Below are 13,615 nucleotides of genomic sequence, written 5' to 3'. Positions count from 1 at the left end.
ACTGCACATGAACCAATGGCCAGATACCCGCATTCTTGACCTGCTCGGGATCGAACTGCCGATCATTCAGGCGCCGATGGCCGGTGCCATGAACTCGTCCATGGTGATTGCAGCCTGCAATGCCGGCGGGCTGGGCTCGTTGCCAGCGGCGATGCTCAGCAAGGATCAATTGCGCGAGGAACTGAAAACGATCCGTCAGCACACCCAGCGCCCAATCAACGTCAACTTCTTCTGTCACCAGCCTCCAGCCCCTGATGAACAACGCGCGCAGGACTGGAAAAACCTGCTGCAACCCTACTACCAGGAACTCGGTGTCGACTTCGATGCGCCAACGCCCGTGTCCAACCGGGCGCCGTTCGATCACGCGGCCTGCGAAGTGGTTGAGGAATTTCGCCCAGAAGTGGTGAGCTTTCACTTTGGCCTGCCGGAAAAATCCCTGCTCGACCGGGTCAAGGCCACGGGTGCCAAAGTGCTGTCCTCGGCCACAACCGTCGCCGAAGCGGTGTGGCTGGAGCAGCATGGCTGCGATGCAATCATTGCCATGGGTTACGAAGCCGGGGGCCATCGCGGCATGTTTCTCAGCGATGACCTGAGCAGCCAGGTGGGGACTTTCGCCCTGGTGCCACAAGTCGTCGATGCGGTGAAAGTACCGGTGATTGCCGCCGGCGGTATCGCTGATGCACGAGGCGTCGCCGCCGCCTTCATGCTGGGCGCTTCGGCGGTTCAGGTCGGTACGGCCTACCTGTTCACGCCAGAGGCCAAGGTCAGCCCGTCCCATCACAAGGCCTTGCGCACCGCCAGGGAAAGCGAGACGGCCATCACCAACGTGTTCACCGGTCGCCCGGCCCGGGGCATTCTCAATCGGGTGATGCGTGAACTGGGCCCCATGAGCGCCAAGGCACCGGCCTTCCCCCTGGCCGGTGGCGCGCTGATGCCGCTGCGGGCCAAAGGTGAAGCGGACTTCAGCAACCTCTGGGCCGGCCAGGCATTTACCCTCGGGGTCGAATTGACCACCGCGGCACTGACTCGACAACTGGCGGAAGAGGGATTAGCGAGACTGCTACGTCGCCCCTGAGCATCTTTTGCGTTAAAATTGTATACAATTTTATGACAGCACATTCCGTTTAAAGGCAATTCGCTATATATTTCTGTACATAACGATTCACCCCCTGCTGCAATTGCCTTTTAACGGAGCCGTTTCATGACCATTCGTGCCTCACGTTTTGCCCCTACCTGCCTGGCGAGCCTTCTCGCCGTATTTGCCTTCGGCTCAGCCCAGGCAGACGAAGTCCAGGTGGCGGTCGCTGCCAACTTCACCGCGCCCATCCAGGCCATCGCCGCGGATTTCGAAAAAGACACCGGGCATAAACTGGTCACCTCCTTTGGTGCCACCGGCCAGTTCTACACCCAGATCAAAAACGGCGCGCCGTTCGAAGTGTTCCTCTCGGCAGACGACAGCACCCCGCAAAAACTTGAGGCCGAAGGCGACTCCGTCAAGGGTTCGCGCTTCACCTACGCGGTCGGTACCCTGGCGCTGTGGTCGGCCAAGGAAGGCTACGTCGATGCCAAGGGCGATGTGCTGAAAAAGAACGAATATCAGCACCTGTCCATCGCCAACCCGAAAGCCGCGCCTTATGGCCTGGCGGCTACCCAGGTGTTGGCCAGGGAAGGGCTGAGCGACAAGGTCAAGGACAAGATCGTCGAAGGCCAGAACATCACCCAGGCCTACCAATTCGTCTCCACCGGCAACGCCGAGCTGGGATTTGTCGCCCTGTCGCAGATCTACAAGGACGGCAAGATCACCAGCGGTTCGGCCTGGATCGTTCCAGCCAGCCTGCACGACCCGATCAAACAGGACGCCGTGATTCTCAACAAGGGCAAGGACAACCCGGCCGCCAAGGCACTGGTTGAGTACCTCAAAGGGCCGAAAGCGGCCGCTGTCATCAAGTCCTACGGCTACGAAATCTAAATGTCGCTATCGAGTGCCGATTTTTCCGCCATTTGGCTGACCCTGAAACTGGCGTCCCTGACGACCGTCATCCTGCTGATTGTCGGCACTCCGATTGCGTTATGGCTTGCGCGCACCCGCTCCTGGTTGCGCGGCCCGGTCGGGGCGATCGTCGCCCTGCCCCTGGTACTGCCACCGACGGTGATTGGCTTTTATCTGTTGCTGGCGCTCGGCCCTCACGGGTTGATCGGCCAGTTCACCCAATCACTCGGCCTTGGCACCCTCACTTTCAGTTTTGCAGGGCTGGTCATCGGTTCGGTGCTGTATTCGATGCCGTTCGTGGTCCAGCCGCTGCAAAACGCATTTTCCGCAATCGGCACGCGCCCGCTCGAAGTGGCCGCGACGTTACGGGCAAACCCCTGGGACACCTTTTTCAGCGTGACACTGCCCCTGGCCCGCCCCGGTTTCATTACCGCCGCCATTCTCGGTTTCGCCCATACCGTCGGCGAGTTCGGCGTGGTGCTGATGATCGGCGGCAATATTCCCGAAAAGACCCGCGTGGTCTCGGTGCAGATCTACGATCACGTCGAAGCCATGGAATACGCCCAGGCGCATTGGCTGGCCGGGGCGATGCTGGTGTTCTCGTTTGCCGTCCTGCTGGCGCTGTACTCCAGCCGTAAAGCCAAAGCGGGCTGGAGCTGACCGATGATTCAAATGCGACTGACACTACGCTACCCGGGCTTCGCCCTGGACGTCGACCTGCAACTGCCAGGCCGTGGCGTCACGGCACTCTATGGTCATTCCGGCTCGGGCAAGACCACGTGCCTGCGCTGCATCGCCGGTCTGGAACGGGCCGATCAGGGTTTTATCCTGGTCAACGATGAAGTCTGGCAAGACAGCGAAAACAAGGTTTTCGTCGCGCCGCACAAACGCGCGCTGGGCTACGTGTTTCAGGAAGCCAGCCTGTTTCCTCATCTGTCGGTGCTGGCCAATCTGGAGTTCGGTCTCAAGCGCATCCCCAAATCGCAGCGCCGGGTCGACATGGCTCACGCCACCGAGTTGTTGGGTATCCGCCATTTGCTGGAGCGGCACCCACAGCACCTTTCCGGCGGTGAGCGGCAGCGCGTCGGCATCGCCCGCGCCTTGCTCACCAGCCCCAAACTGTTGTTGATGGACGAGCCTCTGGCCGCGCTGGATGCCCAACGCAAAAGCGAAATCCTGCCCTACTTGCAACGCCTGCACGATGAACTCGACATCCCCGTGCTGTACGTCAGCCACTCCCAGGATGAAGTCGCACGGCTGGCCGACCATATAGTCTTGCTCAGCAACGGCAAGGCACTGGCCAGCGGCCCGATCGGCCAGACCCTGGCGCGCCTCGACTTGCCGCTGGCGATGGGGGACGACGCCGGCGTGGTGATCGAAGGTCGCGTCAGCGCCTATGACGCTGACTATCAATTGCTCAGCCTGCAATTGCCCGACACCACCCTCAGCATTCGTGTGCCTCATACGCCACTGGATACGGGCCAGGCACTGCGCTGCAAGGTTCAGGCGCGCGATGTGAGCCTGAGCCTGCAGAGTACCGGGCAAAGCAGCATCCTCAATCGCCTGCCGGTCACCGTGGTCAGTGAAATGAACGCCGACAACGCCGCCCACGTGCTGATTCGCCTGGACGCCGCCGGCACGCCACTGCTGGCGCGCATCACGCGTTATTCCCGCGATCAACTCAACGTCCACCCTGGCCAGCAACTCTGGGCGCAAATAAAAGCCGTTGCGGTGCTGGCGTGAGCCCGACGGCACGCCCGCACCGGGGCCGGTGACGCATGAACCGACGAACTGACCTGTCTGTTTTTTGCACGATCACCAATGGCTTCTATAGTTGATGTGAACAGAAAACCGCTGCGGAGAGGCCATGGAAGACATTTTCGTCGTGAAGCGTTGCAACAAGATCATCATCCATGGCCGCCGCGAAGGTGAAATTGACCATCTGCCGCCCGATGCCGCGGTCTGGTATCGCATTGCCGATACCCGTACCCAAGGCTTCATCGGAGATGGCTACGATGTTGAAGAGGACGCCCTGCGTGTTTGCCGGCAGTTGAACGCCAAATCGCAAGTGACAGTCCGACAAAGCTGACGACCTGTCAGCACTTTTTAACGGGTCTATACTGATATGGCTGAAGGATCAGCGACCCCATCGGCAGAAAGCTCGCTCCAGGCGGGCTTTTTGCTGCCACACCCAGGTTTCTTGAACGGAGGTGTCTCCCATGTCCGAAAAAGAGTCCATCACCACCCTGCTCACCTTGCTGGACTCCCGTCAGGCCCGCTTGGCTGCGGCTTGCAAGGAAATCGCCGATTGGGTCGATCATCAAGGCGGGCACCCCACCGCTCTCAGAATTCGTGATCGCCTGAACGACATCGAGAAGGACACGCCACTGATCCGGCACACGCTGTCGTCTCTTAAACCTGTCGACCGGCCTCTGCCTCGGTTCAGATGATCCGTCACGGACTTACGGTACGAGGACAGGCCCGATTCGGGCAGCATGATCGGTGACGGTGACGTCTCCGAACGTTCGGCTGCCTGCCAGGATTCATTCCTCTCCCACAACCCGGCCCGGCGCCGGGATTTTTGTTGCGCAAAACCAACCGCCCACACTGCCAATAACTGGCGTTCCGACTGGACCGAGCGACTGGCCGTTTGCCCGCGCGAGGACTCAATCGGAAGAAAAAGCCATGAACAGAGGCGTCATGTTATTGCCTGTCGATGCCCTTGCGCGCCGGCTCCATGATCTCGCGCAGGGACATGCGCTTGAACGCCTCGACCAGTGCTCGCCCTTCCTGCGGTGCACAAGTAACCGCCAGGCGCATGGTCGCCTCGCCCAGGTGCCAGATCAAAAACGCCGACTCCTGCACCTGCTGTTCATCAATGTCGGGAAACACGCGAAGCATCGCCTGGGCCAGTAGTGCGCCCGCCACCCGGCTCTCCACCAGCTCCAGTTGCAACAACTGCTTGTCGGCCTGCATGCCGGACCAGATGTCACGCATCACCGGTGTCGCCATCACGATCTCGTAATACAGATCGAGCAACTGCGTATAGGCGGCTTGCAAGCCCTGGGCATCCTCGACGGCCTCCATTGCTTGCGCAATGCAACGACGGCTTTCAGCGTTGTAGCGTTCGGCCAGCGTGCGGATGATGGAACTTTTGTCTGGAAAATACTGATAAAGCGATCCGATCGAAATCTCGGAGCGTTCGGCGATTTCACTCATCTTGAGTTGATCGCTGCCCTTTTCCGCGATCAATAGAGTCGCCGTCGCCAAAATCCGCTCCTGACGTTCGCGGCTGCGCTGTTGCGTGGGGTTGCGTCGAACAGCTTCTGCAGCAGGCTGTTCGAGGGCTTCAGGAGTCTTTTTGCGCACCAGTGAATTTCCCGATCAATAACGTGACATGTACTCACCTTAGCATCGCCACTGCCAACACCCAATAACAGGTACCGCACGTCGGGGAACTCGAACTGACGGGTTGACGGAAAAACATGAGGATCTATCATCTTTTAAACATGAGCATCACTCACATTAACCAATGGAGATGAACGCGATGAAAACCGATCAACCAATCACGCTGGTCCTTGGCGCCACGGGCAAAACCGGGCGGCGAATCACAGAACGTCTCGAAGCTGCCGGCCTGGCCGTTCGCCGAGGCTCCCGCGAGGCGAATCCCCCTTTCGACTGGGAAGATCGATCAACCTGGGACGCGGTGATAGATGGCGTGCATGCGGTCTACATTTGCTTTCAACCGGATCTCGCCGTTCCTGGCGCCGTGGAATCCATCCAGGCGTTCACCGACCTGGCGGTTAAAAGCGGAGTCCGCAAACTGGTCCTGTTATCCGGTCGCGGTGAAGTCGAAGCGGAACAGGCCGAACGCGTCGTACAGAACAGCGGGATTGACTGGACGATTCTTCGGGCGAGTTGGTTCTGCCAGAACTTCAGCGAGGCGCACTTTCTTGAACCCATTGTGCAAGGCGAACTCGCACTTCCCGTCGGCCAGGTCGCTGAACCCTTTGTCGATGCGCAAGACATCGCCGAGTGTGCCGTCGCCGCACTGACCCAATCCGGACACACCAACCAGCTCTATGAATTGACCGGCCCTCGGGCACTGACGTTTGCCGAAGCCGTGACCGAAATTGCCCGTTCCACAGGTCGCAACATCGAATTCGTGGCCGTCCCGGCGGACGCCTATCGACAGGCCATGGAACAGCAACAACTTCCCCAGGCGTTGATCGACCTGGTGCTCTATCTCTTCACGACTGTGCTCGATGGCCGCAACACGCCAATAGCCGATGGAGTACAGCGGGCACTGGGGCGGCCGGCACGCGACTTCAGCGACTATGTGCAGCGCACTGCCGCTACGGGCATCTGGGAAGATGCAAGCCCGACGTAACGCATTGGCGAGAACAAGGTTCCTCGTCTAGGGTCTTTTGCGTATCGAACTGCGGCACCTTAATTGGCAGGAGCCTGATCAAGGAGAACCCCATGTCACTCAATCGTAGTGCCGAACAAACCTACCGCCAGTGGTCCACGCCGATACTGCTGGAACTCAAGGAGCGAGAGCATCAAATGAATCCGTCAGACCGCCAGGCACTGGAAAACGTGCTGCTGGAAAGAAGGCTGATCAATACCGGCAACCCGGCCGGCAGCGATCGCCGCAAGGCAGAACCTGCGCCCTGAAAAGCATCAGGCAACCACGATCAAGATCGAAATAGTGGAGCAGAAACAAACAAGGGCTTGCATTCGCTTTCGCTGCAAGCCCTTTATTTTAGAAAACGAAGACGGGGTCGAACATACCAGCTAAGAATCGTGAGATTACTTGATTTAACTATTATTAAATTCGTCATCCATACCTAAAACGGGAAGTTCCCTCGTCTACTTCGCCTCCAGCCGGCCGCTTATCGTGCCGACGCCCTCCCCCGTTTCGCCGTCGCCGGGCGGCACCTGTGATCATCAGCGCTCTCCCCGTTTTGGGATGGTGGTTAAAACGGCTATTTTCCAAAAAAACACGATTTTATGGTTGATACGGACAGGGACCGGACTTTGAGGCGAAGGCTCCAGACTTTTAACCTGCCCTTCCAGTCGATGAAGCGCCGCAGTGGCTTCTCGTTGTGGAGTGGCCATGGGCTGCTATCATAAAAAAATCGCCGAAGCGGATGGTTGATGTGGTGACCAGGAACAAGAAGCGGCCAGATCGATAAAAAAATGCCAATACCGCTGTTCGTAAGACACTACTTTGAGAAGAGCAGGTGAATATGGACATTAAAGCCACCTTGATCGGTACCATCCCGCTGTTGGCCATCTTCGTGATCGCCCTTCTCATCGAACGCATCAATCCAGCCCAAGTGCAACCACTAAAGTCGGCTGGCTTTAATCTGCTCTACACACTGTTGTACGCCTTGGCGCAGGCCGCAATTGTTCCGCTGGTTTCCGTTGCCACGGTTGTCGCCGTCAATGCTGCGGGCGGTGGCTGGATCGATCTGCCGAACACTGGATGGGGGCTGCTGCTCGGTTTTCTGCTTTATGCTTTCACGCTCGACTTCATGGAGTACCTGTTCCATCGTGCGCAGCATCGCTTTCCGGTGATGTGGGCCATGCATTCGTTCCACCACAGCGACACGGCGCTAAACGCAACCACTACCAGCCGGCATCATTGGGCTGAACACGGGATCAAGATGCTGACGATCTTCATGCTCGCCGGGGTGATCTTCAAAGCAAATCCCGCCATCGTCGGCCTTTACGCGGCCATCAGTTTCTACAACGTGTTCTCCCACATGAATATCCGAGTTGGTTTCGGCCGCATGTCGTTCGCTCTGAACTCGCCGCAATATCATCGCATTCACCACTCGGCGCTACCTGAGCACTACGACTGCAATTTTGCAGGGCTGTTTCCGATCTTCGACGTGCTGTTCGGCACCTACCGCCAGCCGCGCGCGGGGGAGTTTCCACCCACCGGCCTCGACGACAAGAAACCGCCGTCCGGCCTGATCGATGCGGTCATCTGGCCCGCCCGGGCGAAGTAGCACGGATCAGTTGCAGACAAACACGACGGCGCGCGGTTCGCGCTGCTGCTGATGCAGGTTGACCTCGCGAAAAAAATCCGCCGAAGCGGGTTCATTGATTCATGGAGTGGTTTTTTTAAAATCCCATGCATATCCAGGCGCTCTCAAAAAGCTTACCTCGTTCGAGTTGGCTACCGGCCGGCACGCTTCTATTCGTCGGTGCGGTGATTGCGTCAATGGCAGGTTTCGATATCGTCTTCAACGCCATCACCGGCGACATGCCGTGGATTCGTGTCGTGCTATTTCTTGCACTCACGAGCCTGGGAATTTTTTTTGCGCAGCGCACCGGCCTTCGACTGGCGCCCCATGATCTTAGTCATCCTATTGCTGTCGCTTTTGGTATCGGGCTGCTCGTCGCCATATATATAGCGACCATCGACGTCGTAGTTTTCAGGCAGCTGTTACCGCCGCGTTACGTCGCTTATTTTTCCGAGTTCACCCTATCCGAGCGCATGATTTACTTCATGCTGCGCGCGTTCAACGAGAACATTCTTTACCGACTATTTTTCATGTCGGCTGTGGTATGGGGCATAGGGCTTGCCTGGCGAAATTCGCAAGGACTACCCCCCAAAAACGCTTACTGGGTCGCCATCGTTCTCGCCCAGGCCATCCCCATGCTGCTCAACGAAGCAAGTTTTTATCCGCCGCACATAACGCCAGTTTTTTTGCTCTACGTCGCCGTGCGATTCATACTGGCAGGCATTCTCTGGGGCTTCCTCTACTGGCGGTATGGCTTTGTAACGGCAGAAACAGCCCACGTTAGCACGCATATTTTCCTGCAGCCGATCCTGGGGTATTCATTGGGGCCGGGTTGACACAATAACCCCCGACCGTTGCGAAGTGATCGCATTGCTCGCCTGTGAGGGGGTGGATGAACCCGATTGGCTTCCGGAAAATTAACCAGGTTACGTCGGGGTAGTCACCCTTTTGGACAAAACCAATAGTTTGCCGCGCTAAAACCATCCACTACGATCGTTTTCCAGCTCTTGGCGACACTGCTTGAGTTGGGCGTTGTAAATTTCTGACTGCTTTTGCACTTTCTGGGCAACCTGCATCAGCCAAGGTTTACTGCGATAGGAATTGCGGCTAAAGCCCCCACGTCCCTCGTGATAAGCCAGGTACTGATTGTAGGTGTCCCATTTGGAGATTCCGAGCTGACGCTGGGAGCCAGTGGTGTACCAGCCGATAAACATGATCGCGTCGTCGAAACTGTCACGCGAACCACCATTGCCAGTATCTCCCTTGTACTCGCCCCACACCGGATCCTGAGCCTGCGCATACCCGTAAGCCGAGCTGACTCGCCCAAAGGGGATCACCCAGAGCAGATAGTCTCGAGGCGGCAATGCGTCGGCCACGAAGCTGCTTTCCTGCTTCATGATCGCCATGGCCACATGCAGAGGCGTCCCATATTCACTCTGCATCTCTAGCGAGTCCTCATACCAGTCGGGATACTCACGATAAATGCTGCAGAGATTGCCTTGGTCCTTGGGGGGTGCAGTCGTGCAACCTGTCAAAAACATAAGCAACAAAGCCAACAGTAAAACTTGCCCTTGCTTCATTCATCATCCTCAAAAACAAGGGCATAAGGTGCCCCCCGTTTACTGCAAGGAGCCTGAGTCAGTCAGATACAGGCAAAAACCTGAGAAGGCATTATTCCCGACCGCGTCACTCCTCTAGGGAGACTGCTTTGTAAGCCCCTATTACAGACATTCGGATGCAGAGCGGGATGAATTGCGGGGCAGACTTTTGATTTTGCGATGCAAAGAAATAAGGGGCACCGTCTGGCTAGACGTCTACTTCAGCGCCAAGGCCAGGCCGGGGTCCATGACGAACTATAATTTAATGTTGGGGGGACCGTCGGAGGTAGCGCTATGCGTATCTTCAAGCAGCTCCTGTTCCTGGTCGCGGGGCTTCTGGCAAGCAGCCTCTCGCTGGAGGCAATCAGCAGTGGTGGCCTAGGTCAAAATCCTCACCCGGCCGTTCTGGTCAGTGGGCAGCCACAGCAATGCGGGCAATTCCAACATTTCCACAGTGGCTCGTTTCATATGGGAAACCGGCATTTTGTACCGATGAACAACCGACATTTCGTACTAATAAACAACCGGCATTTCGTACCAATACATAACCGACATTTCGTACCAATGAATAACCGGCACTTCATAGTGATCCGCAGGATGAACAACTTCGAGGTGATCAGAGTACCCGAGGCCAGCGATCAGCCCTTCGATTCCAGGCATGTTCAGTTTGTGCGCCGCTTCGATCCGCGGACGGGGCTATTTCTGATTCAACCGGTAACATTCGGGAGGTAATGGACCAGCTTGGTGACACCACCATAGTGATGACTGAGCAAAACATCCGCAACCGCAAAGGGAAGAAGGTGACGTCTACAGGAGAGGAATTGCGATAATAAAAAACTAAGGGCCTGCATGAGGTATCTCACGCGAGCCCTTGATATTCATGGTGCCCGAAGCCGGGATCGAACATAGCCGATAAAGACCGCTAAACTGCTGGATTTCTCTATTGTAAAGTTCGTCATGTATACCTAAACGTATACCTAAAACGGGAAGTACCCTCTTCTTCTTCGCCTCCAGTCGGTCGCCTATCGTGCCAGCGACCTCCCCCCGTTTCGGGATGGTGGTTAGGAATGCGAATGTTGAAGTGATGGAAAAATAGTTTACGCACGCGGGACGATACTGCGATCGCTCAGATGTTATGACGCAGCACCTCCCGGCACTCCCTCATGTTCGCCCAAGACGGCGATTTGCCAAAAAAACGACGAATTTATGGTTGAAACGGATAGGGACCGGTCTTTGAGGCAAAGGCTCCAGACTTTTGACCTCCCCCCTCCCTAATGGCTTTATCGAGCAGCATCAACTGTCCAGGTTATGTTGCCCGGTGGCGATACGAATCAACGACCGATCTGCCACGCCCTACCATATATGACCCTGCGCCGGACCTCGAATTACCTGCATAGGGGCGATTCCATCCGTGGTCAGCGCCTGTTTTGGTGATTGGCCGAGAACGACCCGAAGCCATCGCTCGCATTTGTCCGTTTTCTAACAAAGCTGACCACTCAGTACGAGCGTTAAGCGGCCAGTGATGGAAGAGCTTCTTGCTAGTTGCCGATGTGCGCTGGGAGGGAATAGAACTACTAAGTAGTCGGACATGAGCGGCTTGTATAAAATTTGCCGCTCATTGTGTACCGAGCTGTCGTTCTATTCGTATTTTTTAACTTGGTATTCCTCGGATGCTTTTGGGTCGTTCAAGTGCTTTATAAGTTCTTCTAGAATGATTAGGTCGCAGTGCCTTGCGCCTGTTTCTAAATCTTGAAGAATGTGTGTCACGCCGTGATATTGGCGCTGAGATGCATTATCTGAGATTAATAACGATGTTATGCCGTATTTTTCTAGATACAATTCGCCAGTTTCCCAGGCTATACACATATCTACATCTTTTATATTTTTGTCGTTGCTTTCAAAATCCTCGATCAGTCCATCCAGGCTAAATTTGTATTCGAGGATCATTGGTTCGGTAATCATTCCGAAGAGCCCATCAACCGTTTCTTCGGATACGCCTAATGGGTTTTTTTCTTCGTCGTATATATAAAGGTCTTTTTTGAGATCGAAGCCTATTTTGAATAATCCATCGTAAGTGAAGCGCTCATTTGTAGACATGATGCGCAGCCCTCGAATAACGCCACCTGCGATTAGCTGATGAAATAAGGCGATAACATCCTGTTCTCGAGTTGGGTCGGATGTTATAGATACTCGCTCGACCGGCAAGAAGAAATGTTTATTTGTGAGTTCTAGCGGTTTCGCGGCCTCATGCCCTAACATGTCTTTTTTCCAATTACTAACTTGCATCCCCCTAACCAGATCGGGGGACACGCCTGTATTGGGCTTCATTAGCCCATAGTATTTTGAAAGATGGTTTTCCATTAGCTTCTGACTTACGCTTTTAGCAAAGTCCGATAGCTCCCTGTGAAAACCTTTTCGACCGAGATCAGGCGTGTAATTATCAAAGTGGATTAAAAAATGTACCTGGTTTTGTCTACCGGTATAACGCTTTAGTGGAACAATAAGTGTTTCACCCTGCGGCATGTTGTTGGCAGCTAACTGGATACCTGTGTTAAGAACTTTGTAGCCGTTTCTGATGCCTAGCGAGTCGTTGAACTGCTGCCATATTTTTGTGGTTGATCCAAACTCTACAGAAACAGATGGAGAGTATGTACTTAATACATTTATATCCTCTTCGTCCAATCTGCCTTTGAGTATCTCACCTAGCTCGGAGGCCGTCCAGGTGTCATGCATGAAATCAAGATTTCTATACTTGTCTTTTAATTTTCGGTTTGCGCCAAACTTGGCAAATGTTTTTTCTGATTCGTCTGCGATGTCTCGTATAGCAGCGCTTTTCCCGGTGGAATTGTGAAGCCAAAGATAACCGGTTCCTTTTGCTTCGTGGGTAGTTGTTATGCCGTTCGACTTAACAATTACCGTGGTGATAACAGTACTGTCTGGCTGAACTGAACCTAGGCCGGTTTTTATTGAAAGTATCTTATGCCATTGTTCAGCTGTTTCTGTTTTGATCCAGTTTAATTTTTTTGGATGAGTGGTGTCATCAAATCGAACGTTTATTGATACGCCTCTATCAAAATTCTGGAACTCAGGGTCTGTGTCAGCTGTCGTAATTGGCTCGACTTTTGGGTTCGCTCCGGATGCAGTGCTTTTTATCCAGTTTCGAGCGTTTACGATTCTGCCTGAAGCCTCGAAGTCAGGCACTTTGGTTGAAATACGCATAAAATTAAAGCCGTAAGCAACATATGTGGCTCCAACACCTTTGTGCCCCCTTGTTTTTCCAGATTTAAAAGAAAAATTCGGTGCCAAAAATTGCTCAAATTTTTCTTTATCTAAACCTATACCGTTATCGGATACGGTGAGCGTGTTTTCATCTAGGTCAATAATGATATTTATCTTAGGGGTGTATGATGCTATTGAACCTGAAGATTGTTCTAGCGAGTTTCTGGCCTCTACTGCGTCGAGAGAGTTTTGTATTAACTCACAGAAGGGGTCATACCACCCTACATATGAGCTAAGAATATTTTCAATTTCTCGCTTGAGCGCCCCTAGTGCAGCCTCATTTACAGCCGTATTTTTAAATTCAAGAGGGTCAAAAGATTTAAAAGTCATAGAGGTGCTATCCATAGTTTTCGACGATCACGGGCTGGCTAGTGATTTTCTGACGAGCTATTTATAAGCTAAACAACCGTTTTTTCGCTATAAAAATGTAAGAGGCTGTGTAAAAACGTTTCAGGGTAGGTTTGACGGTCAGAACCAGAGCGAAAATTGCGCTCCTACGCAAATTTCAGGTCTGCTGACTAGCCAAGCTCTGGCAGATTTTACGTAGCAACACAGATTTCCCAACGGTGTCTGCGCTTTTACACACTCCGGGCCGATAGCCGCCTGGCGTAACAACCCACTTCCCACCCGAACCCGAATTTAACGTTCCGCGAGCCGCAAGTGCTCAATGTACTGCCCCCTGCCTTGGCGCTCCAGCGTCGCAGACGATA

Annotated in this window: 14 protein-coding genes; 11 read left to right on the top strand and 3 right to left on the bottom strand. The window is 54.6% G+C overall.

Annotated features, from left to right (window positions below; translation table 11 throughout):
* Positions 1-7: 7 nt before the first annotated feature.
* The 6 genes from ACEN8E_RS12130 to ACEN8E_RS12105 all read left to right on the top strand — a co-directional run bounded on the left by ACEN8E_RS12130 (position 8) and on the right by ACEN8E_RS12105 (position 4,440).
* Entirely contained in the window at positions 8-1,075 is a 1,068-nt protein-coding gene (locus tag ACEN8E_RS12130; RefSeq protein ID WP_495592809.1) for an NAD(P)H-dependent flavin oxidoreductase, read from the top strand.
* A 126-nt stretch (positions 1,076-1,201) separates the two neighbouring features.
* A complete protein-coding gene (modA, locus tag ACEN8E_RS12125; RefSeq protein WP_495592808.1) occupies positions 1,202-1,969 on the top strand; it encodes a molybdate ABC transporter substrate-binding protein in 768 nt (255 codons plus the stop codon).
* A complete protein-coding gene (gene modB / locus ACEN8E_RS12120) occupies positions 1,970-2,650 on the top strand; it encodes a molybdate ABC transporter permease subunit (protein WP_495592807.1) in 681 nt (226 codons plus the stop codon).
* 3 nt (positions 2,651-2,653) lie between these two features.
* On the top strand, positions 2,654-3,733 hold the full coding sequence (gene modC / locus ACEN8E_RS12115; protein ID WP_495592806.1) for a molybdenum ABC transporter ATP-binding protein: 1,080 nt from the start codon (positions 2,654-2,656) through the stop codon (positions 3,731-3,733).
* Between the two features lie 124 nt (positions 3,734-3,857).
* Positions 3,858-4,079, top strand: a complete 222-nt coding sequence (locus ACEN8E_RS12110) for a hypothetical protein (RefSeq protein ID WP_495592805.1) — start codon at positions 3,858-3,860, stop codon at positions 4,077-4,079.
* Between the two features lie 130 nt (positions 4,080-4,209).
* On the top strand, positions 4,210-4,440 hold the full coding sequence (locus ACEN8E_RS12105; protein ID WP_057714650.1) for a hypothetical protein: 231 nt from the start codon (positions 4,210-4,212) through the stop codon (positions 4,438-4,440).
* A gap of 253 nt (positions 4,441-4,693) precedes the next feature.
* Here ACEN8E_RS12105 and ACEN8E_RS12100 read toward each other — a convergent pair whose 3' ends face one another.
* The gene (locus ACEN8E_RS12100; RefSeq protein WP_495592804.1) at positions 4,694-5,359 is read right to left on the bottom strand and encodes a TetR/AcrR family transcriptional regulator; all 666 of its coding nucleotides are present in this window, start codon (positions 5,357-5,359) and stop codon (positions 4,694-4,696) included.
* Between the two features lie 178 nt (positions 5,360-5,537).
* Between ACEN8E_RS12100 and ACEN8E_RS12095 the strand changes: the two genes are divergently transcribed.
* From ACEN8E_RS12095 to ACEN8E_RS12080, 4 genes are all read left to right on the top strand, one after another.
* A complete protein-coding gene (locus ACEN8E_RS12095) occupies positions 5,538-6,380 on the top strand; it encodes an NAD(P)H-binding protein (protein ID WP_495592803.1) in 843 nt (280 codons plus the stop codon).
* Between the two features lie 92 nt (positions 6,381-6,472).
* The gene (locus tag ACEN8E_RS12090) at positions 6,473-6,667 is read left to right on the top strand and encodes a hypothetical protein (protein ID WP_495592802.1); all 195 of its coding nucleotides are present in this window, start codon (positions 6,473-6,475) and stop codon (positions 6,665-6,667) included.
* A gap of 575 nt (positions 6,668-7,242) precedes the next feature.
* Positions 7,243-8,010, top strand: a complete 768-nt coding sequence (locus tag ACEN8E_RS12085; protein ID WP_495592801.1) for a sterol desaturase family protein — start codon at positions 7,243-7,245, stop codon at positions 8,008-8,010.
* Positions 8,011-8,225: 215 nt separating this feature from the next.
* Positions 8,226-8,864: a hypothetical protein gene (locus ACEN8E_RS12080; protein ID WP_495592800.1), complete on the top strand. Its 639-nt coding sequence runs from the start codon at positions 8,226-8,228 to the stop codon at positions 8,862-8,864.
* A 138-nt stretch (positions 8,865-9,002) separates the two neighbouring features.
* Here the strand turns inward: ACEN8E_RS12080 and ACEN8E_RS12075 are convergent, their stop codons facing one another.
* Entirely contained in the window at positions 9,003-9,608 is a 606-nt protein-coding gene (locus ACEN8E_RS12075; protein ID WP_495592799.1) for a transglycosylase SLT domain-containing protein, read from the bottom strand.
* 312 nt (positions 9,609-9,920) lie between these two features.
* Between ACEN8E_RS12075 and ACEN8E_RS12070 the strand changes: the two genes are divergently transcribed.
* On the top strand, positions 9,921-10,358 hold the full coding sequence (locus ACEN8E_RS12070) for a hypothetical protein (RefSeq protein ID WP_495592798.1): 438 nt from the start codon (positions 9,921-9,923) through the stop codon (positions 10,356-10,358).
* Positions 10,359-11,264: 906 nt separating this feature from the next.
* Here the strand turns inward: ACEN8E_RS12070 and ACEN8E_RS12065 are convergent.
* Positions 11,265-13,235 carry a hypothetical protein gene (locus ACEN8E_RS12065; RefSeq protein ID WP_495592797.1) on the bottom strand — a complete coding sequence of 657 codons (1,971 nt, stop codon included), beginning with the start codon at positions 13,233-13,235 and terminating at the stop codon, positions 11,265-11,267.
* Positions 13,236-13,615 lie beyond the last annotated feature (380 nt).

The sequence above is a fragment of the Pseudomonas sp. Pseusp9 genome (assembly GCF_059491265.1).
The sequence above is the reverse complement of the archived record's forward strand: the minus strand, read 5'-3'. Positions and strand labels throughout refer to the sequence as shown.